We start from the raw sequence: 24,007 nt of genomic DNA, 5'->3' as shown, positions 1-24,007 counted from the left end.
TGCATTCTCAGCCATATCGCTTGCTAGTACAGCTAATCGTCGGGTGCGTCTCGGATCCCCTAAATTAGCGTTACCAAAAATTAATTGAGCCCATTCTTCAGAAGTGTTTGTGTGCATACGATAAATCTATGAGTGATGATGATCGATTAGATCACAGACTTATCGATATCCAAAGACTTGTGTATAAGAGACAGACCTACATCCATGTAGGCAACAAAGAGTTAATCGTCCCTAGAAAGAACCCGAAGGGCAGTGGATGTTTGGTCTTTATGCTGCGTTATCGCCTATTTATGGGGAACAACCACACTACATAGGCTCTGCCTTGCCTAAATACCAAACAGCCTACTGCAAATTTAACCTCGAAAGATAAACAGGCCCTAATTAATTCTCATCAAGTAACTTTAAAAGCGGTGTTTTGTAACGCTCCCACTTAGCGATTGCGGCGTTATTAATAGGTTGGCGAATAGCATGTTTACTCAACGTGGTTACCGGTGTTTTTTGTTTATAAAACGCTAAGCAGCGCTCTTCAAAATGACAGTTTAAAAAACCAAGTAACTGCGTTAGCTGCTCTTTTGGGTTACTCACTAAATCTTCGTAACTGACATCATAAATTGGCATATCTTTAAAGGAGTGCCAATGCCTCATCATTTTTTCATACAACTTATGATAAAGCTTAAACTCAGATAGTGAGCAAAAATAAGGCTCGTTTTCAGCAAAGTAATTAGTGAAGATAGAAAATGCGGTGGCATTAAAATCACGACTTAAGTTTATAAATTTAGCATTAGGAAACAGCCTATATATAAGTCCTAGCGATTGATAATTACTAGGCAGTTTATTTATTATAAAAGGTCTGATGGGCGATGCTGTTTTTAAAGTTGTGATATACAGTTCGCGGGCTTTTTTTATTAGGTCAGGCGTTAAATGCGCTAAACATTGCGGGTAAGCAACTCCCGTTTTTTGTTCAATAAAAGCAACTGCGTTATTACTAATACTTGTACTCTCTCCTAGGCTCGAAAACTGACTATGGCTTGCCAACATTTGCTCCAGGAGGGTAGAGCCACTACGAGGCATGCCAATGATAAAAACAGGCGTAATATTACCTGTAAACTTTTCATCGGCAGAGGCAATAAATTCCTCGGTGTTGTATTTTATTATTTCATCGTAAAAAGGGATTAAATCTTTAGTGTTAAATTCACTTAATTTTTTTTGTAATTTATTCGCCAATATAAAGTAATTAAATGCTTGCTCGGTATCTTCAAGTACATCGTAACTGTTTGCTAATGCGTAGTAACACACCATTTTTAAACGTAAATTGCTCGTTTGAGTTAATAAGTGGTGTAAATTACTTACATAATTATGCTCTTTATTAAAGCGGCCTAACTGTACAAGTTCAAATAAAATATAGGCTGTTACTGGGTAGGTGCCAATACTGAGAGCTTGGGCAAACGTTGTATGGGCTTTATCTAATTCGCCATATATTAAGTAGTGTTGGGCTAGGTAGTAGTGGGGTTCTGGGTTATGACTCGCTAACTTTTTTGCATATTCGAGAACAGTTAACGCATCGTTTGGCGAATTAACACCGTTAAACGCATCTGCTAGTGCATGTAATGGTTCAAGCATATGAGGCATTCGCTCACATGCTTTTTGGAGTAAGTATACAGCAGAGTCATAGCGTTCTAGTCGTAAGGCAATTCTGCCTAAGCCAAATAAAGCTTCACCATTTTCAGGGTTACTATTTAATAGCGTTTTAAAATGAAACTCAGCTTCTTTGAGTTTATTTTGTTGCAGTAGTTGGTTAGCTTTATTAAGTAGCATAGTTATACCAATTTTATTAAAAAAACAATCATTCTATCGCATTAAATAGCGTACTCACTGCGTTAAAAATTATTCATATAGAGCAACTATATATCATAATTTTCGCCTTGTTATTACGCTATTTTCTGAGCGCTATAATAGAACACTTATTCAATGCAATTGGTATTGTTCATCATTATTTTTATTAACTATAAAATTAAAAAGGCGAAATGTCTTTAACATTTCGCCTTTGGTTCTTCATGAAAATAGTTTAGAAAGTATATGTTGCTTTCGCGTAGTAAAAGCCACCGTTAATACCAAACGGAGATGTTTCATAGTATTGACCACCCCAGTTGTTATTAGGAATTCCCGTTGCATCTGCAAAATCAAGTTTTTCAGCATCTTGGTCAAACAAGTTTTGAGCGCCTACAGAGAAGCTAACTGATTCATTTAAGAAGTAAGTTACTTCAGCATCAATAGTGACGGCAGCATCTGCTGTTTTAGCTGTTGCATCATAATCAACGTGAACACCTTGGTATTCGCCGTAGTAGTTTGCACGAGCAAATGCAGAAACTGATTCCCACTGCTGAGATAATGTGAACGTTGCACGATGATTCGGTAAGTCTTCTTCTAAGCGCTTAACTTTAAACGCACCTGTAATCTCACTAAATTGAGTTACTTCAGTATCATTCCAGTTATAAGCAAGGCTAAATGTAGAGCTACCGCCCATTAGTTCAGCTGTATAGTTTGCAACTAAATCGATACCTTGTGTTGTTGTATCAAAGTCATTTGTAAAAAAGCTTACTTGAGCAAGACCTTGTACATTAGGAACTCCAGCCGCTGTAAGTGTATCTTTATCTGCTTGGCTTAAGTTGATTTTATCTGATTGGCTAATACGGTCATCTACTTGAATGTTGTAGTAATCAAGCGTTAAAAATAACTCGCCGATTGTGTATACAGCACCAAGAGTATAGCTTTGCGATTCTTCCGGCTCAAGCTCTGTACCACCTAATTGCACTGCAATTGGGTTTGTTGGTGGAAGAAGCGCTGAGTCTTGTAATACGCCGCTGTCTAAGCTTGTTTGTACGTTACTTACGTTAGCTTGACCAACTGTCGGTGCACGGAAACCGCTACTTACAGAGCCACGAATATTTAAATCTTCAGTTAAATGGTATTGAGCCATTACTTTGTAGTTAGTTGTAGTACCAAAGCTGTCGTAGTCTTCAAAGCGAAGCGCCACACCCATTAGGAAATCTTCAGTAAACGGTGCTTCAACATCAACGTATGCTGCATAGTTACGACGAGAAAACTCACCTGCTTGTGATGGTTTAAAACCAGGGAAGCCGTTAGAGCCAATACCAAAACCTTGTTCTGTTAAAGGGCCTGCAGTGTACGATGCTTCATCACCAGAAATGATAGTGAATGTTTCTTCGTGCCATTCAAAACCACCGGCAATATTTACATCATAAGCTAAACCAAAGTCGACACCCTTTGATAAATCAAAGTTAAAGTTTTTCTCTAGTTGCTCATATTTACCTGGGCTGAAATCACGTGGTGTATCTGCACCTAAAGAGGCATTAACCGTATCGTAAATAAAGTAACGTGATTCATTTAAGCCCACAGTACCGCTTAAGTCATAGTAAGTATCTTTTAAGAAGCCACCAGTGAATCGCCCTTTAGTACCGATAGTTAAAGAAGTATCAGTAATGTTGCCGCCAAAGTTAGGTGTAAAACCACCTGGAAGCGATTCGTTAAATGCAAAACAATCTGGGTTGTTCGCTACACCATTTATGTAAGCTGGATCATCTAGTACGTTGCCATCTGTTATTGCAATAGTAGGACAGTTAGCGCTCATATCAGGTGTTAAATCTGCAACAAGCAGGGTTTCGCCACCATCATTTGAATAAACACCAGAACGCGTTTGTGGGTTACGGTAGTAAAAGCCACCACGTACATCACGTTCAGAGTAGTTACCAAACATGTAAAATTCAGAATCGTTAGTGAGCTCTAAACCCACGTTACCAAAAATTGTAATATCGTCATCAACTTCAGGTGCGCCCCATACTTGTGCTAGCGAAGATACATCAGGAACACCGGCAGCTGAAAGAGCTGCAGCATCGGCACGCTGAACTGAGCGGCTTGTTGCATCTGCTGTTTTGTATTGAAAACTTAAATTAGCAAAGCCATTGTCGGTAAAAGGTAAACCCACGTTACCCGACACTTGTGTTGTATCCCCATCGCCTTCATAAAATTGACCATGGCGAATTTCTAATTTACCGCCTTCTGAAGCGTCTTTTAACTGGAAGTTCATTACACCGGCAATTGCATCAGAACCATACTGTGCGGCTGCGCCATCACGAAGTACTTCTACTTGTTTAATAGCAATGCTTGGAATAACTGAAATATCTGCACCTTGGGCACCATCATTAATACCACCGCCTAAAAACGCAATTACAGAAGCACGATGACGACGTTTGCCGTTTAAAAGAACTAATGTGCTGTCTGATGGTAAACCACGTAAGTTAGCTGGGCGAACAAGAGAGGCTGCATCGCTAATAGGGTTTTGATGTACGTTAAAAGATGGCACGGCACCTTTTAAAAGCTCAAGCATGTCAGTGTTGCCCGACTTTTCAAGCTCTTCGCCACCAATAATATCGATTGGCACCGGTGAATCACCGATTGAACGTGGAGCTGAACGCGTACCTACTACGGCAATTTTCTCTACGTTTTTGTTTACTTTAGTTTGTTGTTGCTCGTCTGCTGCAACAGCAGTACCTGAAAAAAACAACCCTGCAGTGGTTGTAGCTAAAGCAAATTTGATTGCTTGGTTTAGCGCATTATTTTTTAATTTCATTCTAATTTTCCCCAGTTAGAATAATTCTTATTTTTGATGCTAATTTCACATCATTTATTTTTTACTTAATTTTTGTTTCACATAAGTTTGAGGTCTTACCTCAAAAGCCTAATCAATTAAGCTTACTTTTTGTGAAGTCCTATCTACAGACTATAGGTAAAAAACGAGGAGAGCAATTGTTAATTAACCGTTTGATAACAAAAAGGTTCAATTTAATAAAAAATGCAACAGTGGTGCAAAGTGAAGTGGAAATGAACTAAATAAGTGCAAATAGGGTTGTTAAGAGGAATTTTAATGCGTTGGAAATATTGAAATGTTATTTATTTGTTTCTTCCTTGTGTTTTTTAATGTTTTGTATGCAGCGCCAAGCCACTAATTTTTCTTTATATTCATCCCATACACAGGGGCAGCAACTACCGCCGCCACAGCATTCATCAGACTTCGGTTTTTCAGGCTTTTGCGGTATTTGACTTGATAAATTTTGCATTATTGTATGTATTTAATACTAATTTGGTGCAATAAGAATAAGTGAAAGGCCGTAGCAAGTAAATTATTCTTTGTTAACCTGCGCCGCTGTGTGAAAATAAAAGCTATGCGATTATATAAAGTTATTCACCGTGCGCCTTGGCGGGTAGTTAAAATTAGTAAGAAACGCCAACAGCTGCGTTTTCGTCGTGCTATGGTGGCGCTTAAAATCGCACTTGCTCAAGAAAAACAAGAAACCAAGGAAATGCTCTCTATCTATAGGCGCTATACCCAAGGCCAAACAAGTAAAGAGGAGTTAAAACGCGCTAATGAACAGTTTGTTGATATTTTGAAAGGGCTAGGGCTCGGTGTGTTTGCTGTATTACCTTTTGCCCCGCTTACAATTCCTTTAGTTGTTAAATTAGGGAGTTTAGTGGGAGTTGATGTACTGCCAAGCTCGTTTAATATAAACAAATCTATTAAAGAACTTGATGCTAAAATAGATCAAGAAAATCAAAAGCAAGAATCCAAAAACAGCTTAAAAAAGTAACTAAAATCCCTTCAAATTAGCGATACCTTTTAGGTGCGCTTATTGATATGCTCTTAAGTACCATTTTTATATTATATGAGCTTTTTAATGAGTGCATTACTACGTCATACATCTTCTGGTATTCCTTTATCTTTTATTCTTAAAAACGAATTATCTGACTGGCAAGCACAGCAGCCTGCATTTATACAAAATTGGTTAACTAATACAGGTTTTGAAAAGCAAGGTGTTGCTTTAATCCCTGATGCTAAAACGGGCGAGTTAAGCCAGGTATTTTGCTTAATGCAAAGTAGCGATGACTTTTGGGCTGCGGGTAATTTAGCAAATACACTTCCTACTGGTACTTATCAAATTCAAGGCGAGAGCACTTTTGTAGAGCAAGTTGCTTTAGGGTTTGTGCTTGGTGGTTACGAATTTAGTGAATATAAAGAAAAACCAACAGCAAAAGCGCAATTAGCCATTAGCGATAAAGCGTTGTTTGACCGTATTAGCCAACAAGCTGATGCCATTACACTTGCACGTGATTTAGTAAACACCCCAGCGGTTGATATGATGCCGCAACATTTATCGCAAGTAATGGAAGATTTAGCTGCAACTTACAATGGCGAATTTTCACAGTGGATTGGCGATGAGTTACTAGAGCAAAACTACCCGACTATTCACATGGTGGGTCGTGCAAGCGAAAACAAACCGCGTTTACTCGATTTAAAATGGGGTGCAACAGATGCTCCATTAATTACGCTAGTAGGTAAGGGCGTATGTTTTGACTCTGGTGGACTTGATTTAAAACCAAGCTCTGGCATGCGTAACATGAAAAAAGACATGGGCGGCGCGGCGCACGTAATTGCACTAGCGCAGCTTATTATGGCAGCTAACTTACCAATTAGATTACGAGTGCTTGTACCAGCTGTTGAAAATGCAGTATCGCGAAATGCATTTCGCCCAGGCGATGTAATTAAAACGCGCAAAGGCATTATGGTCGAAATTGATAATACCGACGCAGAAGGGCGATTAGTATTGTGTGATGCATTAAGCGAAGCACAAAACGACAACCCTGAGCTAATTATTGATTTTGCTACTCTCACGGGTGCATGTCGTGTTGCACTGGGCACGGAGCTTCCGGGCTTTTTCTCAACAGAGCGCGATGTAGCAAACGGTATTATTGATGCCGGTTTAAGCGTCCATGATCCTGTTTGGCAACTTCCGTTGTTTGAGCAATACAAAAACTTACTAAAAAGTGATGTAGCCGATATGGCAAACTGTGCAAGCACACCGTTTGGTGGTGCTATTACCGCAGCGCTTTACTTAAAGGAATTTGTTGAACCAACAACACCATGGGTGCACTTTGATGTAATGGCATGGAACTTACGTGCATTACCAGGTCGTCCAACAGGTGGTGAAGCGTTAGGTATTCGCGCGGTGTTTACTTACTTACAAAACCGTTTTAATAAGTAATACCAATCTGCTTATATAGGGTCTATTTAACGTTAAGAAAATTATGCTAGGACTAGGCAAAAATTTTTGTATCTAGTTGTTCTAAATAAAAAATTTTTAACGACGTTATAGTGCAATTTAATTCGTTAAATTGATCAAAGATTTATGCAGGTTGGTATGATTTTTTGATTCAATAGTAGGAAATAACTTGAGCTTATGAGTGTTAAACCTCATAAAGCTCAAGTGGTAAATTATCTGGATCGGCAAAAAAGGTAAACTTTTTGCCGGTTATTTCATCCACTCTAATATCCTCAACGTCTACATTACACGACTCTAAATACGTTTTTGAAATCTGTATATCAGCTACCTTAAAAGCTAAATGTCTTAAGCCTTGTGCTTCGGGATAGCTTGGTCTCGTAGGTGCGCCATAAAACGAAAATAACTCTATTTGACTACCATCGGGCATGGCTAAATCTAATTTATATGAATTACGATCAGCTCTAAAGTGCTCATTAATAACGTTAAGTTTAAGTACGTTGCTATAGAAGTGTTTAGAACGTGCATAGTCACTGCTAATAATGGCAGCGTGATGAATACCTAAAAGTTTCAAATTTAATTCCTTCAAAAGCAAAAACGCACTTAAATTAAGTGCGTTTTAAATGTGGGTTATTACATCTTTTGTTAGCTTTGCTGCGCTTCTTTACATGCTTTAACAGCTGGTGCTACAAGCTCTAAACCAGTTTTATCACATGGTGGTAAAGCAGCATCGCTTACACTAATAGGCGTTACGCGCTCGCCCCATTTTATGTAACTTGCAGCCCATGTTAGGCCTGCACCAAATGCAGCAGACATAATATTTGAATGCGGTTTAATTAACCCTTGCTCAACGGCTTCACATAACGCAATAGCAATAGTTGCAGCAGAGGTATTACCATATTCACCAATGTTAACCATCACTTTTTCGTCAGGTACTTTTAAACGATGCTGAATAGCCTGAATAATACGTAAGTTAGCTTGGTGTGGAACGAGTACATTAATATCATCAAGGCTCAAATCGGCTTGTTTAAGTACGTCGTCGCACGCTTCACTCATGCCTTTTACAGCACGTTTGAAAATTTCACGACCTTCAAATAATAAATCAGATGGACCAATTGGCTCATATTTATTTAAATCACTACCAAAGTTAGTGATGTGTAAAATATCGCGGTCTTCACTGTCACAACCGGTTTTAGTACCAAGTAGACCCGCTGGTGTATCTGCTGCTTCAAGTACGACAGCACCTGCACCATCGCCAAATAATACAGCGCTGTCACGGCGTGCCCAGTTTACGTACCAGGTCATACGCTCAGCGGCAATGACCACTGCTTTTTTGATCATACCCGCTTGAATTTGTGCTGTAGCAGCTTGCAATGCATATAAAAAGCCCGAACATGCCGCGTTTGTATCCATTGCGGCAGCGCCAGTTGCACCAATATTTTTTTGCACTTGTGAGGCGGTATTTGCCACAACAGTAGAAGGTGTACAAGTGGCTAATATTACTAAATCAATATCTTTAGGATCAACGCCCGCGCACGCAATAGCATGCTTAGCAGCAACGGTTGCCAGCTCGGCGGTACTTACATGGCTCACTCGGCGAGATTTAATGCCTGTACGCGTGGTTATCCACTCGTCGGTGGTATCAACTATTTCACTAATTTCATCGTTGCTAATGCTTGCTGGTGGAATGCATTTACCCCAACCAGTGATATGTGCGTAAGGCATAGTATGTTCTCTTAAGGTGGTCTGACATGTATTTCTAATTGGTGAGTTATACCAAAAAACGGCTTTCAAGACTAGTTTATAGCATGCTTTGTATCGTAAATATTCGCAATTACGGGTTATTTAAGGTAATGCTAGTATAAAAAAGGAGCAAGTATGAAAACAACACTAATAACAACATTCACTTCAATAGCGCTGGCATTAATTGCAAATGGGGCTTTTGCTCAACAGCATAAAATTATTTATGCGGGCAGCTTACTTGCATCCGAGGATCAAAAAGTAAAAACAGAGCAAACGTTAGTCATAACAGATAATACAATAACAGCCATTAAAGACGGCTACCTCACAAAAGCAGAACTTAACCTATCTGATGCCGATATTATCAATCTTAAAAATCAATTTGTAATGCCTGGTCTTATTGATATGCATGTTCACGTTACGTTTGAGCGAGATGCTAAAGCAAACCCTCACCGCTGGGCAACAGAATATGATGCCGATTATGCTTTGCGCTCAATTAAATATTTGCAACGTACGCTCGATGCGGGTTTTACATCAGTGCGAGATTTAGGTAGCGATCATAAAGTTATATTTCCGCTAAAACGCGCTATCGAGAGAAATGATATTAACGGCCCTCGTATTTTTGCAGCGGGTAATACAATATCGCCTACCGGTGGACACGCAGATATGCACGGTTATCGAAAAGACATTACAGATGCGGTTACAGGTGGGATTGGTATTTGTAATGGCGCGGATGATTGTAGCCGTGCGGTACGCGAGGTAATAAAAAGTGGCGCTGATGTAATTAAAATTACTGCCACAGGCGGAGTATTGAGTAATACCGCCGCAGGGGTTAACCAACAACTTACAGATGCAGAGCTGATTGCAATTGTTGATACTGCTCACCACTTAGGGCGTAAAGTTACAGCGCATGCGCACGGTACACAAGGTATAAAAGCGGCCTTAAAAGCCGGTGTAGATTCTATTGAGCATGGCTCTTATTTAGATAAAGAGGCAATAAAGTTATTTAAAAAAACGGGAGCTTATTTAGTACCGACGCTTTTAGCGGGTGCAACGGTAAGCGAAGAGGTGCTTACAAATCCAAATATGCCACCGGCAATAGCCGACAAAGTGCGTGAAGTGACTCCAAAAATGCAGGCTTCGTTTAAACTTGCACTGAAAAACAAGGTTAATATAGCCTTTGGAACAGACTCAGGTGTGTCGCGTCATGGGCTTAATGCTAACGAATTTAGTTTAATGGTAAACAATGGTATGAGCGAAGCCCAAGCTATTAAGTCAGCAACCATACATGCAGCTAAACTACTGGGGCAAAGCGCACTCATTGGCGACTTGAGTGTTGGTAAGCAAGCAGATATTATCAGTGTGAATGGCTCACCGCTTAAAAATATCGACGTACTTAAAAACGTGCAATTTGTTATGAAAGCCGGGCAAGTTTATAAACAATAGGGAAGGTTATGAGCAGCAAAATAAAAGTGTCGTTGTTTAATCATTTGATTGACGCTGAGCGCCAGTTACTAGACCCAGAGATTCGCCAATCTGAGCGCGCACTAGATGCTTTACTCGATGATGAATTTATCGAAATTGCAGCCAACGGCACTACATTTAATAAATACCAAGTACTTACCCGCTTACCTACCGAGGTTGTGCCACAGTTTTATAATCAGCATTTTAAGGGCCGAATGCTGAGCGATGATGTAGTGCAACTTAGTTACCAAGCTGCTTTTAGGCGCTCTGCTCGCGCTGAGTTTAATTATTCATTGCGTATGTCGCTTTGGCGTAAAAGTAATGAACAATGGAAAATGGTGTTTCACCAAGGAACGCCTTGTGCGCCGTTTTCAATTTCGATGGATGATGATTAAAAATCATATAACCGTTAAAATAACCTTATTAAACATTTGATTGGGCAATAACCTGTTGTTAATGCGTACCGACCCCACCATTAGTCGATTATTAATGCTGCGAAGCGGCGCTATTGCCGTGCAATTAATTGCGGTACTTAGCGTTTATTTTTTACTAGAACATCAAATTGCATTACTGCCTTTACTTATTGTTATTGCCGTTGAGGCTGTGTTTCAGCTTATTAGCCTATTTGCTTATCGTAATGTGAGTCGTGCTAAACCTTTGGGTATGTTGATGCAGCTAACTGCAGACGTATTATTTTTAACGGTTTTGCTCTCACTAAGCGGCGGTGCAACTAATGCATTTGTTTCGTTATTATTGCTCCCAATAATGATCGCTGCTGTTACGCTGCGAGAAAAAGGATTAGCTTATATTGCGGTATTAGCCATTGCCGCATACAGTTTGCTACTTATAAAGATGCCCGATCACAGTATGCATCAAATGAATATGAGTGGTCACTTTATTGGCATGTGGGTTAATTTTGTTTTAAGTGCCAGCGTAATTGCACTTGTTATTGGCGCAATGAGCAGGGCACTTAAAGAGCGAGAGCGAATTATTGCAAACGTGCGTGAAAAACAATTGCGTAATGAACAGCTTGTTACCCTTGATGGGGCTGCTGCACAAATCACCCATCAACTAGCGACCCCAATTGCAAATTTACAGCTATTGTTTGAAGAGTTATTAGAAGACCAGTCAAACAACCCTATTGTTAAGCACATGCAAGCGCCGCTTACTCAGTGTAGTACGCAGCTTAACGACTTTAGAAAACTCTCAGAGCAATTACGTCTTAAAAATTCGCAAGAGCATACCACCGTAAAGCAACTGCAAACGCAAATTACAGATACGCTTTTACTGCAATACCCTGATCAGCACATTAAATGGATTACGCCACCTATTGCGGCAACGCTATTGAGTGATGCGATGTTATTGCCTGCTATTTTAAATTTACTGCAAAATGCCGCGCTCGCTAATCAAAAACAAGGCCAAACTCAATTAGAGCTGAGTTGGCAGCAAGATAGCTTACATAGTGAGTGCGTTTACTTGTTAATTCGCGATTTTGGCCGTGGCTTTTCATCATCGCAATTAGCAGAGCTGGGTGGTCAACTTATGCCAAGCGATCAAGGAATAGGGCTTGCTGTGCTTTTATCAAACGTTACTTTTGAGCGTTTAAATGGCTCACTTACGTTGTTTAACCATGCAGATGGCGGCGCTGTCGCCAAAGTTAAACTTGCTATTGTAAACACTGAGAATAACGCCTCATGAAGTTACTTATAATTGAAGACGATATAAATTTAGCCAGCACACTGGCAAGGCGCTTAACTAAACAAAGCTTTACCTGTGAGGTGGCGCATAACCAAAGTGATGCGTTACTTGCTGCGCGTAAATTATTGCCCGACTTTGTTTTATTAGACATGAAACTAGGCGACGATAACGGACTGACACTCATAAAGCCGCTGCGTAGTTTGCTCCCCCAAACTCATATTGTTTTACTAACTGGGTTTGCAAGTATTGCAACCGCAGTAGAGGCAATGCGGTTAGGTGCAAACGATTACCTTACTAAGCCGGTTGATATGGCAACATTATTAAAAGCGCTTAACACCGAGCCTGTGGCATCGGCATCGAATGTTATTGGTGATGCGGTTATGTCCCCGGAGCGCTTAGAGTGGGAGCATATTCAACAAGTATTACACAGTAATAATGGCAATGTGTCGGTTACCGCGCGGCAACTTAATATGCATAGACGTACTTTGCAGCGCAAGTTACAAAAAAAGCCGGTGCAGCAGTAATTTATTACTTAATTTAAGGAAAGTGTTATGAGCGATGATGCAGTGACAATAATGCAAAATCAAAAAATTATATTATTTGATGCGCAATGTAAGCTGTGCAGCGCGTGGTGTAACTTTATTATTGCTCACGATAAAAATACTATTTTTAAATTATGCAGCGTACAATCTCCAAACGGAGAACTGTTGTTAACACACTTTGGTTTTTCAACCAGTGAATACGCTTCAATGGTGCTTGTTGAAAATGGTAAAGCATTTACACAAAGCCATGCTTTTTTTAATGTTGTTAAGCAGCTAGGTTACCCATACAAACTAGCAAGCGTATTTAGTATTTTGCCAAATAGTTTTAATAATTGGTTATACGATAGGGTTGCTTTAAACCGCTATACGTTATTTGGTAAATATCAGTACTGCAGAATACCCAACCCAGATGATGCTAAACATTATTTATAAATTAGGCGTTAATACAATGCAGTAGCGTTAATACACTGCAGTATAAGTAGATGCTAGGTTTATAGGGTTGTGTTAAAATCGCCGCGTTTAATTTTAGCTAACGGTATAAAAGGCTTTTTTCATGGCAAACACAGCACATGCACTTCACATTTTGGTAAAGCACAAAGAGATTGCAGAAGATATTATTAAGCAATTAGGTAAAGGTGCAAAGTTTCAGACCTTAGCTAAAAAATACTCATCATGCCCATCGGGTAAAAAAGGCGGTGACTTAGGTGAATTTAGACGCGGACAAATGGTTCCACAGTTTGACAAAATTGCATTTAAAGGCGCAATTTTAGAGCCCCACCTAGTTAAAACAAAATTCGGCTGGCATGTAATTAAAGTACTTTATCGTACTTAATAGATCCGTTAACAATTACGCAAAAGGCTGCACAATGCAGTCTTTTATTTCTGTATACACTCTAATTTTGATTCTGTTGATATTTCTAAATTAATCCAATTAACAAATGTATGCATAATGTTATTGAAAGCTTGTCTCTGCAGCGAACATCCTCTTAAGAATACTTTTTGAACCCAAAAAAGGCAAAGATGTAAAAAAAATGTTTATTTTTTACGTTTTGTTTATTATTATTATTGATCTGATAAAAATATAATAATTAAATCAATAAAGAATAGGGATATTAAATAGTGTTCGCATCTTGCTCAAAACTAATAGGTTTGTCTTTTCTAACTATTTTATCATTTGAATCAAATGCCTCATCCAGTTGGGTGCCAATTGCTAATGATGGGATCACCACTTTTATTCCTGTTCCGCAAGTTACAGTCAATGGAGTTGGTGTTTACACCACCGGTGACAGTACTCGTATATCCATAGGCGATATAGGCGCGACAACAGCTTATTACTTCCGTACTAAAGATGTCAACAGCGGTGCTCTAGGGCCTCTGCAATGTAAAACTGCCGAACAAGTTAAAAACGATGGAAATAGCATATTAGCCGATCCTGGCATAAACACAGGCAAATATACGTATCAAGTTTCAGCGTGTATGACTGGTAGCGGATGCGACATAAATGCGTTTGAATCAGGAAGTTTAGCTTGTTCAGTGCCCGGCTCTACAAATCAGTTTGAATATAAAAGCGTAGCAGGAACAAGAGAAATCAGTGTGTCTGATAGTGCAACAGAACATGTTGGTACAATAGCGGCGCAGTTTAGGGTATCCGAAAGTGGGGCCGCAACTTATAACGTTCCAATTTCAATCCCGAAGGGCACCGCAGGTGTTGCCCCGCAGGTATCGCTAAACTATAGCTCACAAGCTGGTGATGGAATAGTTGGGCAAGGTTGGTCTTTAAGCGCTTCTTCCGCAGTGACTCGTTGTGGTAAAACCCCTGTTTACGACGGTAAACAGGGGGGAGTTAGTTTAACAAAAACTGACAGGCTTTGTTTTAACGGGCAACGACTACTAAAAAATAGAACTGCAAACACAAAGCATACATCAGATATTGGTATTACAGACATATCTTATTGGAGCGAATCAAGCGTTTATCATACCGCAGTAGACAGCTTTAACATTATTAAGCCTCATTATGTTGCAGGCACATTAAGAGCATTTACAGTAGAGAATAAAGCAGGTGAAATTCACTATTTTGGTGATGTGAGCGCAATAGATTCAAATAAAAAATCATTATTAGGTAAAAGCTTAACAAGAACATTTAAAACGGTTGGTGGCTCAGAAACTCAGGGCAAAAATGATGCCTATATTCACAGTGAAAATAACACTGATTTAGCAAGAATGTGGCTCGTTAAGGCAGTGCAAGATGTTAAAAGTAATTACTTTGTATATAACTATAATGATTTTTACGATAAGTATTCTACCCATCATGGTGAAAGCTATTTAAAGAGTATTGATTACTCTGGTAATGCAGTTTTAAATAAAGTGCCATACGCTTCAATTATTTTTACTTATAAAGAAAGTAAAAAACAGAAATCAGGTTACTCTGCGGGTTCACCAATTTACCAAAGTCAACTATTAGAAAGCGTTCAAGTACAAATAGATAAAAAACTATTTAGGTCTTATACACTCTCGTACTATGAATCAGACTTTCAAGACGAAAAAAACTACCTAGAGTCTATGACAGAATGTGCAGGAACAGGCACAAACAAACTTTGTAACGCGCCATTGACTTTTAACTGGCAAAAGCCAGCACCAATTAATACTCAAACACGAGAAGAGTGCCACACAGAAGATACAACGCCCTTATCACGTATGTGCAGGCAGGTACCTGTATCTGATGCATTTAAACCTTTTTCAACGACATCTTCAAAAACTGTAAGTACTAAAAATAACAGCAAAGCATTAATGTTTGATTTTAATGGCGATGGATACTCAGACATCATTTATCCCGATGGGACATGGAAAGTGAAATATGGGCCAAGCTTATCATCAGCTACAACACTTTCGGGAACCGGGAACCTCGTTTCTAAGGCTGAGTATGCTAGGGTTATAGACTTTGATGGTGATGGTATTCTTGACTTTATAGTTGCTGAAAATAAGACATCAAACTGGAAGGTTGTTTCTAGCAAACCGACGGTAACAAAAACAACCCATTGTCGCGGATTTAGCGAATGCTTTACAATAAACGCAACTATAAATGTTCAAGATACAGGAATACTTGCATCTGGACTTGAAGGGTTTACGCAAATAATAGATGTTGATGGAGATAGCTTACAGGATATTGTGACAGTAAGTAGTGGCTTAACATTAAAGTATTATAAAAATAATGGCGGCGGAAACTTTTCTGAATCAAAAACGCTCGCAACTATACCTAGTGCAACAAGAACTGGGCCTCCAACTGATCAAGTTAGAATTACGCACACACTTTATAATGGCGATAGTATATACAAAAGCTCCGCCGGAGCTCGCAATGCAACAGTTTTAGATTTTAATGGTGATGGTATAACTGACTTGTTAGTTGGTCGTAAAACAGCGACTAGGACATGTACAGGCGGTGGACAACTCCCAAATAGTAAAGATTCTTATCAACCGTCTTCATCATCACAAACTAACTCAATTAATGGACAAACATGTAGCGTTAGTAATCGTATCAGTTGGTATTTGTACTCAGGAGATGATTGGACTACCTACAAACATGAATTTTCAGGTAATGCATTCAGTTCGCCAAAAGCAGTTGATCTCAATGGTGATGGCTTGACAGACATATTGTGGCGAGTTGGTGACGAATTAAGATATAGACTAAGTGACGGTACTAAATTACTAGAACCTAATGAAGTCGAGGTTGCTAGTACCTATGGAAGTCAGGTACTAAAGGTGAATGAAGAGCAAGAGAATTTAAGCTACTTCATGGATGTTTCTGGTGATGGTAGAACCGATTTGCTAATTTCTAACACCGCAAAAACAGAGCGTAGCACATACTTTTCGATGCCTGTTAAGGGGCATCCAAGTAAAATTTATTTTCAGAAACGAGGCAGTTGGACATTTGACGACAACAAAATGACCCAGTTTGCCGATATAGACGGTGACGGTAAGTTAGACTGGCTGCAAGGAACTAATTCTGAATGGAAAGTATACCTTAATAAAGATGCTGGTAAATTAATGAATGTAATATCAAATGTCGATAATGGCCACGGTATTACAAACAATATTACCTATTCAAGTATTACTAATACCTTTAATAACTTTGCTGAGCACAATACTGCTACTTATATACAAGATCATTCATCAAATGGGCTAACAGAAGATGGGTCGTTAGACCCTGATTATATATCACCTAAAACAGGCATGTTTATGGTGTCGCGAGTTGACTCTTTAAGTAATTATGGCACCACTCAATCGGTAATATACCAATACGGTGGTCTATTAATGCACAAAAAAGGCTATGGAAACCTTGGGTTTGAATTGCTCCGTACTTTAGATTTGCAAACGTGTACAACCGAAACTGCATATAAAAATGAAATTATAGGTTACGATGATAACGGTGCTCCGTTTTGGGGTAAACGCCGCTACTCTTACACTAATTACGATACCTGTATGGCTACAACTACAGTGTATAACCAACTCGCGCCATATACAGGAATCCCTAAGTCAACGGTTCAAACATTAGGGGTTGGCGCAGACGCAGTAATAGTAAGTGAAGCAATTAATAGCGTAGCTAATCAAGCAACAGTAAATGGCGGCGTTCAGGCTTATATTCAACAATCAACCGAAGTGAGCTATGCATTAAACAAAGAGCTCACGGCCAGTAGCGTAGCCTCAAGAAGTATTACTTATAATGAATACGACGCTTACGGTAATGCCGATAAAATTACAAATAAAACAGACAACAAAGCGTCTGGTGCTGTATCTACTTCAAATGTGCTAACGGTTGTTACTGACAATACTTACGGCAGTTCAAGTGTTGATAAAAAAATGGGCCGATTGGCAACCACACAAGTAAGTAAAACACTCAAAGTAGGTGGGGTTACCGCTCCGGTTAACGGTTCGGTTGGAAGCATAATTAACAATGCGAGTTTTACCTACAATAGCGATAAACTATTAAAAACAGAAGTTACCGCCTTTGGTACAACAACGCATGGCTACGATGAATGGGGTAACAAAAACAGTAGTATATTTGTAGCAAGTACTCCAACGGAAAATGACTCTAGTTCTAAACCTAGCAGTAGGTCTTCATCGACTCAATACGACAGCCGTGGCCGTTTTATGGTTAGTACAACTAACACTAAAGGCTTTGAAACAAAAACAAAGTACAAAGCGAGCAAGTCTGGTAGTAGTTTTACTCAATTACCCAAAGGCATAATACTAAGTACACAAGTTGAAAACTATAACGGCGGTAAGCTTACAAAAGAGTATAATTATTTTGGTACGCCAACTAAAACACTATCAAGTACGGGTAGTCAATCACCTACATTGCAGTCGGCAACATACACACGTTTGTGTAGTAGTGTGTCTTGTGGTGTTGCAGGGGCATTTCAACGAATAATTAGTGGAGCTTCCGGCATACCAGAAACCCACACATACCTTGATGCATGGGGGCGTGAGCTTGTAACTAAAAAACGTTTACTGAGCGGTAGCTGGCAGGTTGTAGAAAAAGATTACGATGAACAAGGAAGGGCTAAATGGGTCTCGGAGCCTGGTAGCGGCAGTGCATCAACTTATAAAACGACGTTTAGCTACGATAAACTAGGCCGAGTTGACAACGAGCTAAAGCCAACGGGTGACAACGTAACCCGTGAATACGATGGACTAACAACCACAACTATCGACGAAAAAGGCAACAAACAAATAGTAACAACTAACTTTGTGGGCCAAAAAGTATTGGTGAAAAGCTTAAGCGCGCAAGGCGAAACGCTTACTAAACTAGCCTATACTTATAGTGCCAACAACGATTTACTTACAACTAAAGTATACAAAGGCAATACGTTTAGCCATACACAAGTAACGCTAGTAGTAGATGAACATGGCCGTAAAACAAGTATGACCGACCTTGATAAAGGTACATGGGATTATACATACAACGACTTTGGCGAGCTAGTTACGCAAACTAACAGCAGTAACCAAACGCTTGCTATGCGCTATGATGAATTAGGCCGTAAAATTGCAAGACTTGACGTAGACGGTTTAACCTGTTGGGAATACGACTCGCAATTAAAAGGCGCATTAAGTCGCGTTGCCTATAAAAAAGGTGCGAATCAAAACACCAACACGTGTAGCAGTAATTGGCCAACGCAACCTAATTACCAAGAAACATACACCTACGGTGATAATAATAAATTAGCTGAGACAGAAACCCTTATTGACGGTGAAATTTTTTACAGTCAATTAATGTACGATGAATATAATCGCGTTAAATACACGCAATATCCAGCAAATGGATTTACTGTTGAGCATGGCTATAACAACTATGGCATGGCAACAAAGCTAACTAATGTAACTCCCAATCATCGCGATTTTGGAAAAGTATACCAAGAAGTAAAAGCAATGGATTCCCGCGGTAATATAACTGATGTGCGTTATGCCAACGGCGTAAAGCAAACTAAAGGCTATAAAGCAACCAGTGGTTATATTGATAGCATGTCGCTTACCAAAGGCAGTAGCATGCTACACAACCAAAGTTTTAAGTTTGATGAAGTTGGTAACCTAACAGAGCGTAAACATAACTTTGCGTTAGGTGGCTCAGCGCATGATTACTGCGAAAGCTTTGGATACGATAGCTTAAATAGACTTAAGTGGAGCCGTACCCAAGTAAGTACCACTACGTGTAACGAAAGTAGTGGCGGTATATATAAAAATTATGATTACGATGCACTGGGTAATTTTAAATATAAACAAGGTGCAGGGCATTACACATATCACAGCAGCATTAAAAACCGTGTATTACAAGTAACAAGCGGCGCTAATGGCGCAGGAACAGTGATATACGACTTTAGCAATTCCAACAGCTACGATAACCGAGGCAATGTACTTTCAGATGGCTCGCGTACCTTTACCTATAGCGCGTACGATAAACCAACACGTATTACTAAAGGCGGTATTTATACCGACATGGCATACGACCATAATCGTAATTTATATAGCCGCACAGACAAACGCAGCAATGGTACAACTCATACACTTTATGTAAAAGGGCTATACGAACGTATTAAAGGCAGTAATGGCATAACTGAGCACAAATATTACGTTGGTAACGTCGTTGTAACAGACCGCTCTAACGGTAATAACGATACCTTTTACTTACATAAAGACCATTTAGGTTCAACCACGTCAATTACCAATGCCAGTGGTGCGGTAGTGCAACATATTAATTACGATGCCTGGGGCAAACAAAACCGCTTTAGCACTTCAAGCAGTTTACAAACGCTACTATCGCAACAAAGCCCTGCTGAAAGTAAAGGGTATACTGGGCATAAAGAGCTGAGCGATTTAGGTATTATTCATATGGGTGGCCGTATTTATGATGCTACATTGGGTAGATTCCTTCAGGCTGATCCGCATATTCAGGCACCGAGTAATTCACAGTCGTATAACCGATATGCTTATGTGTTGAATAATCCAATGAGTTATACCGATCCTAGTGGGTATTTCTTTAGCAAGCTTTGGAAAGGCGTTAAGAAATTTGCTAGCGTCATCATAGTGGCTGTTGCATCTTATTATTGTGCTGGAACATGCACCGCTGCTATGTGGGCAGCAATAGGGGGGGCTGCGGGAGCAACTGGTGCTGCACTGAATGGAGGAAATATTTTAACGGGAGCATTAGTAGGTGCCTTTACTGCCGGAATTGGAGCTGGCGTAGGGGAAGGGATAGGAGCCTTTTTTGCCAATGGGCTTGCTGGTGGTATTGCAGGTAAAGTACAAGGAGGTAAGTTTGGGCACGGTTTCTGGTCTGCTGGACTAGGTTCTGCTATTGGAGGTGGCTACGGTAAAGGATTTGGTAAAGTTGTAACCGCAGCAGTTGTAGGTGGAACGATATCAAAACTAACAGGTGGTAAATTTGCTAATGGTGCGGTTAGTGCTGCGTTTGTTGTTGCAATAAATACAGATTGGTCTAAGACAAATAATTTTGGTAATGGTGGAAGTGGTGAAGCTAATAGAGTAGTAGAGCAATCTGGTAGTTTAACTGTTGGGGAGTCGGAATTCACTTATAACACAGTCGGTCCAGAAGGTTATGCGGATCAAGTTGCGGGCAGCTTATCAGAGCTAGTTGGTACTGATGCTGGTGCTAATATGCTGGAAGGGATAGCTGGCACTGATGCTGAAATAACATTTGAGTATGGAAGAAATACATTCAAAACAGTAGGTAGTCATTTTAGCAATGATTCTACAATACACTTTGACCCTTTACATTCAGAACCATTTCGAGGATTACGTTTTGGAAAACCTGTAAATGTTAGTGGTGAAAGTTCAACTTTAGCTCTTGGTCATGAATTACACCATGCATGGAAAAATGCTGCATCAACTATGTTTAGTTCAGGTGGTGTAACTCGAATAGGAGATCCGAGAGGTGGAGGTTTAACTGGTGAAGCTTATGCAGTGCGTCATACTAATTTAATTCGTAACCAAATGAGGTTAAGGTATCAAAGAACTCATTATGTGGGCCAATGTGTGGTAGGTTGCTAATGAAAAAATCAGTAATTTTAATTGGTATGTTGATAGTGTTATCGCTATCAACTATTTTTGCAAAAAGCTTTTTGAAGCCAAATGATATAGAGCAAACATGTTCTCTTAATTGGCTAGAAGCTTTTTATAGTGTTCAAAATACTAAAGCTTCGATTGATAACCTTGGGTTTAATCCAAGAGAGTTTTTTGTAGTCAAAACCGCTTCTTCTGGAAGTTCAAAGTATGCTTTCACGGCAATTGCTGCCAATACTAATGAGGCAAGATTAATTTATAATACATCTTCTATGAAGCAGGCACTCGTGGCAGATATTAATTATAGGGATGCCAAATATTGGCTTAAACAGTTTGAAATATTAAGTACAAAATCTAAGCCCAGTGTAACTGCAACGATAGAAAACTCTACAAACATTGAGTGCGAGTTTCTTTATGGGAAAGATATTGCTGGCATTGTTAAAAACACTACAATTATAGGTATGCTAGATAGCAAAAATGAATTAGAGATTTTCTTAAATAAGCTAGAAAATTTTTCAAGGAAATTTTTAACTGATAACGAAAAATTCAAAGGCGTGGAGTTTTCTGACATTCCAACACAAGGTGAACTGGACAATATGTCACAAAAGATTTTGACTAATCGTTTTTTTGAAATTGAAAACTGGGATTGATTTCGAAAAATTAATGGGCAGCAAAGTAGAAAATAAAAGGGTCAGGTCTTACTTTTTGCCTTTTCACTTAGCTGGACTAAGCTTTAAGTCATCAATTGTTTTTTGACAGGGTTAAAAATGGCTAGACCATTAATACAAATTAATGGGGTCCAAATTACAAATTACAAATTACAAATTACAAATTAATGCAAATTAATGGGGTCAGGTCTTTCTTTTTGCCTTTTTACTTAGTAGGACTAAGCTTTAAGTCATCAATTATTTTTTGATTGGGTTAAAAATGGCTAGACCATTAAGGTTGGAGTTTGCTGGTGCTTTGTATCATGTCACATCGCGAGGAAATGAACGAAAGTCTATTTTTTTAGATGAGACAGACTTTGACGGTTTTTTACAAATCTTAAGTGAAGTATGCGAACGGTATAACTGGGTTATTCATTCATATTGCTTAATGACTAATCATTATCACTTATTGGTTGAAACGCCAGATGCTAATTTAAGTAAAGGAATGCGACAATTAAATGGGGTATACACGCAATGGTTTAATAGAAAGCATCGACGTGTGGGGCACTTATTTCAAGGACGCTATAAAGCGATTTTGGTCGATAAAGACGCCTACCTATTAGAGTTAAGCCGATATATTATTTTAAATCCAATTAGAGCACACATGGTTGATAACTTATCGGAATGGCCTTGGAGTAGTTGGCCCATTGTAATGGGAGAAACAGAAGCCCCTGTTTGGTTAGCCACAGATACAATATTACTCCAATTTAGTAAATATAAAGCCATTGCAAGACGTAAATTTGCGCATTTTGTAGAGCAGGGAAAGGGCGTTAACCCTTGGAAGAATATATCAAACCAGGTGTTTTTAGGGAGTGATGATTTTGTAAAAGAGCACCTTGAATTATTGAAGTTGCAGGAAGGTGACTTATCTGAGGTTCCGAAAAAACAAAGGAGGGCGCGAGCTTTACCTTTAGAACAATATGAGAAGCAGAGTAATAACCGCGATGACGCTATAAGAACTGCATATGCAACAGGCGGCTATACTTTGAAAGAGATTGGTGACTATTTTCAGTTGCACTATTCTCGTGTAAGTAAAATAGTGTCAAAAAGAAAGGGCTGACCCTATTTTTCTCTAGTTTCTACTGCAATTTGCATTTATAAAAGAGACAAAGATATTGAGCTTAGCCTTTACAGCAAAAGTACCGTGTTGAAAGGTTTTATAAAGATAGAAGGTGCTATACGCGGAGCTAATAATTAATCATGTTTACTCCAAAATATAACTTTAGTTTAGGTTTTAAAAGTGAAAATACTATATTTTTTGATAATAATATTAAGCTGTAACGTACTAGCTGAAGGCAAGGCTAATCATTTTAAAGTTAAATATGTAAGGGTTGATAAAAACGGTAAAGGCATTGTCAAATTTCTACAACCGTTAGCAGGTACCCCTTCATCTTGTGGGTCTTCGCATAATAGCGATTTAGCATTCAATACAAATACTGAAGGTGGTAAAGCAATTTTCAGCATAGTTCTTACTGCATATACAACAGGCAAAAAAATACAAGCTTATGGAACAAACAACTGTGATATATATGGTGTTGTTGAGAGTTGGAATTGGGGTTTTATAATCGATTAATTGGAAGGATTAAAATAAAACATGTTATTTATTATCTTAAATCCAAATAGAGAGTACATGGTTGATAATTTTTCTGAATGCTATTGTAGCTGCTGTTTATTGTAATGGAATAAATATAAGCGCACCTTTATTAGCAATTAAAAACGTTATGAAGCTAGTAAATATAAAACCATTGTTAGGCGTAAGATCTCACAATTTGGTATGTAGTAAAAAGATTAACCCTTAGGGGAATATGTCGACTCCAGTGCTTTAGGGGAGGTGGCATTATAAAGAGACTCAGCATTTATATTTATGGAAGGTAATTTATTAGAAGAGCCATAAAAAAGAGGGACTTTAGCTCTTACATTAAATAATTATGCTGTACAGTGCAACAACTGCAATAGTGTAATTAAATCCGCGTATACATCGGCTAGCTGTTCCTTTAGACACATAAGTGACTTTTTTTAGTGTAACTATTATAGCATATGTAGAGTGGTGTCAAGACGAACGACCACATCACAACTGTACATGCCTTCAAATCAGAAAAACACCTTACTTAATGATTTATTCTCTCAGGCATCGTGTTAAAAATATAATTAACTT

18 protein-coding genes are annotated in these 24,007 nt (G+C 39.0%); 12 read left to right on the top strand and 6 right to left on the bottom strand.

The genetic code is table 11. From position 1 onward, the window contains the following. From BW142_RS17190 to BW142_RS17175, 4 genes are all read right to left on the bottom strand, one after another. Positions 1–117, bottom strand: a 117-nt coding sequence (locus BW142_RS17190; RefSeq protein ID WP_143475947.1) for a transposase DNA-binding-containing protein, incomplete at its 3' end; no start/stop codon positions are given. 264 nt (positions 118–381) lie between these two features. Continuing rightward, the gene (locus tag BW142_RS17185) at positions 382–1,815 is read right to left on the bottom strand and encodes a sulfotransferase (protein WP_076925742.1); all 1,434 of its coding nucleotides are present in this window, start codon (positions 1,813–1,815) and stop codon (positions 382–384) included. Between the two features lie 250 nt (positions 1,816–2,065). Beyond that, a complete protein-coding gene (locus tag BW142_RS17180; protein WP_076925741.1) occupies positions 2,066–4,648 on the bottom strand; it encodes a TonB-dependent receptor in 2,583 nt (860 codons plus the stop codon). 316 nt (positions 4,649–4,964) lie between these two features. After that, a complete protein-coding gene (locus BW142_RS17175; protein WP_076925739.1) occupies positions 4,965–5,135 on the bottom strand; it encodes an oxidoreductase-like domain-containing protein in 171 nt (56 codons plus the stop codon). A gap of 105 nt (positions 5,136–5,240) precedes the next feature. Here BW142_RS17175 and BW142_RS17170 point away from each other — a divergent pair, with 105 nt between their 5' ends. Then, positions 5,241–5,663 carry a hypothetical protein gene (locus BW142_RS17170; RefSeq protein WP_024600540.1) on the top strand — a complete coding sequence of 141 codons (423 nt, stop codon included), beginning with the start codon at positions 5,241–5,243 and terminating at the stop codon, positions 5,661–5,663. An 87-nt stretch (positions 5,664–5,750) separates the two neighbouring features. Beyond that, on the top strand, positions 5,751–7,115 hold the full coding sequence (locus tag BW142_RS17165; RefSeq protein WP_076925737.1) for a leucyl aminopeptidase family protein: 1,365 nt from the start codon (positions 5,751–5,753) through the stop codon (positions 7,113–7,115). A 202-nt stretch (positions 7,116–7,317) separates the two neighbouring features. Here BW142_RS17165 and BW142_RS17160 read toward each other — a convergent pair whose 3' ends face one another. Beyond that, entirely contained in the window at positions 7,318–7,704 is a 387-nt protein-coding gene (locus tag BW142_RS17160) for a VOC family protein (RefSeq protein WP_076925735.1), read from the bottom strand. A gap of 71 nt (positions 7,705–7,775) precedes the next feature. Further along, entirely contained in the window at positions 7,776–8,855 is a 1,080-nt protein-coding gene (locus BW142_RS17155; protein ID WP_076925733.1) for a ketoacyl-ACP synthase III, read from the bottom strand. Positions 8,856–9,008: 153 nt separating this feature from the next. Here BW142_RS17155 and BW142_RS17150 point away from each other — a divergent pair, with 153 nt between their 5' ends. From BW142_RS17150 to BW142_RS17105, 10 genes are all read left to right on the top strand, one after another. Continuing rightward, positions 9,009–10,316, top strand: a complete 1,308-nt coding sequence (locus tag BW142_RS17150) for an amidohydrolase family protein (RefSeq protein WP_076925732.1) — start codon at positions 9,009–9,011, stop codon at positions 10,314–10,316. 8 nt (positions 10,317–10,324) lie between these two features. Next, a complete protein-coding gene (locus BW142_RS17145; protein WP_076925730.1) occupies positions 10,325–10,729 on the top strand; it encodes a DUF4440 domain-containing protein in 405 nt (134 codons plus the stop codon). 61 nt (positions 10,730–10,790) lie between these two features. Then, positions 10,791–12,032: a sensor histidine kinase gene (locus tag BW142_RS17140; RefSeq protein ID WP_171972339.1), complete on the top strand. Its 1,242-nt coding sequence runs from the start codon at positions 10,791–10,793 to the stop codon at positions 12,030–12,032. Beyond that, positions 12,029–12,556, top strand: a complete 528-nt coding sequence (locus tag BW142_RS17135) for a response regulator (protein WP_076925727.1) — start codon at positions 12,029–12,031, stop codon at positions 12,554–12,556. Before BW142_RS17140 ends, BW142_RS17135 begins: the two co-directional genes overlap by 4 nt. A 27-nt stretch (positions 12,557–12,583) precedes the next feature. After that, a complete protein-coding gene (locus tag BW142_RS17130; protein WP_076925726.1) occupies positions 12,584–13,006 on the top strand; it encodes a DCC1-like thiol-disulfide oxidoreductase family protein in 423 nt (140 codons plus the stop codon). A gap of 121 nt (positions 13,007–13,127) precedes the next feature. Continuing rightward, entirely contained in the window at positions 13,128–13,406 is a 279-nt protein-coding gene (locus BW142_RS17125; protein ID WP_002959014.1) for a peptidylprolyl isomerase, read from the top strand. Between the two features lie 287 nt (positions 13,407–13,693). Then, positions 13,694–21,133, top strand: coding sequence for an RHS repeat-associated core domain-containing protein (locus BW142_RS17120; RefSeq protein WP_143475953.1), 7,440 nt, complete (start codon positions 13,694–13,696; stop codon positions 21,131–21,133). After that, positions 21,133–21,795 (top strand): hypothetical protein, encoded by a 663-nt coding sequence (locus BW142_RS17115; RefSeq protein WP_076925722.1) that lies wholly within the window; start codon positions 21,133–21,135, stop codon positions 21,793–21,795. The genes BW142_RS17120 and BW142_RS17115 overlap by 1 nt, the downstream gene beginning before the upstream one ends. A 277-nt stretch (positions 21,796–22,072) precedes the next feature. Next, a complete protein-coding gene (locus BW142_RS17110; RefSeq protein ID WP_076925720.1) occupies positions 22,073–22,912 on the top strand; it encodes a transposase in 840 nt (279 codons plus the stop codon). Positions 22,913–23,092: 180 nt separating this feature from the next. Continuing rightward, complete coding sequence (locus BW142_RS17105) at positions 23,093–23,425, top strand: hypothetical protein (protein WP_076925718.1); 333 nt, start codon at positions 23,093–23,095, stop codon at positions 23,423–23,425. Positions 23,426–24,007: the final 582 nt, after the last annotated feature.

The sequence above is a fragment of the Pseudoalteromonas sp. EB27 genome, assembly GCF_001974875.1.
Taxonomy (GTDB): domain Bacteria; phylum Pseudomonadota; class Gammaproteobacteria; order Enterobacterales; family Alteromonadaceae; genus Pseudoalteromonas.
This window is presented reverse-complemented; position numbering and strand designations above follow the sequence as displayed.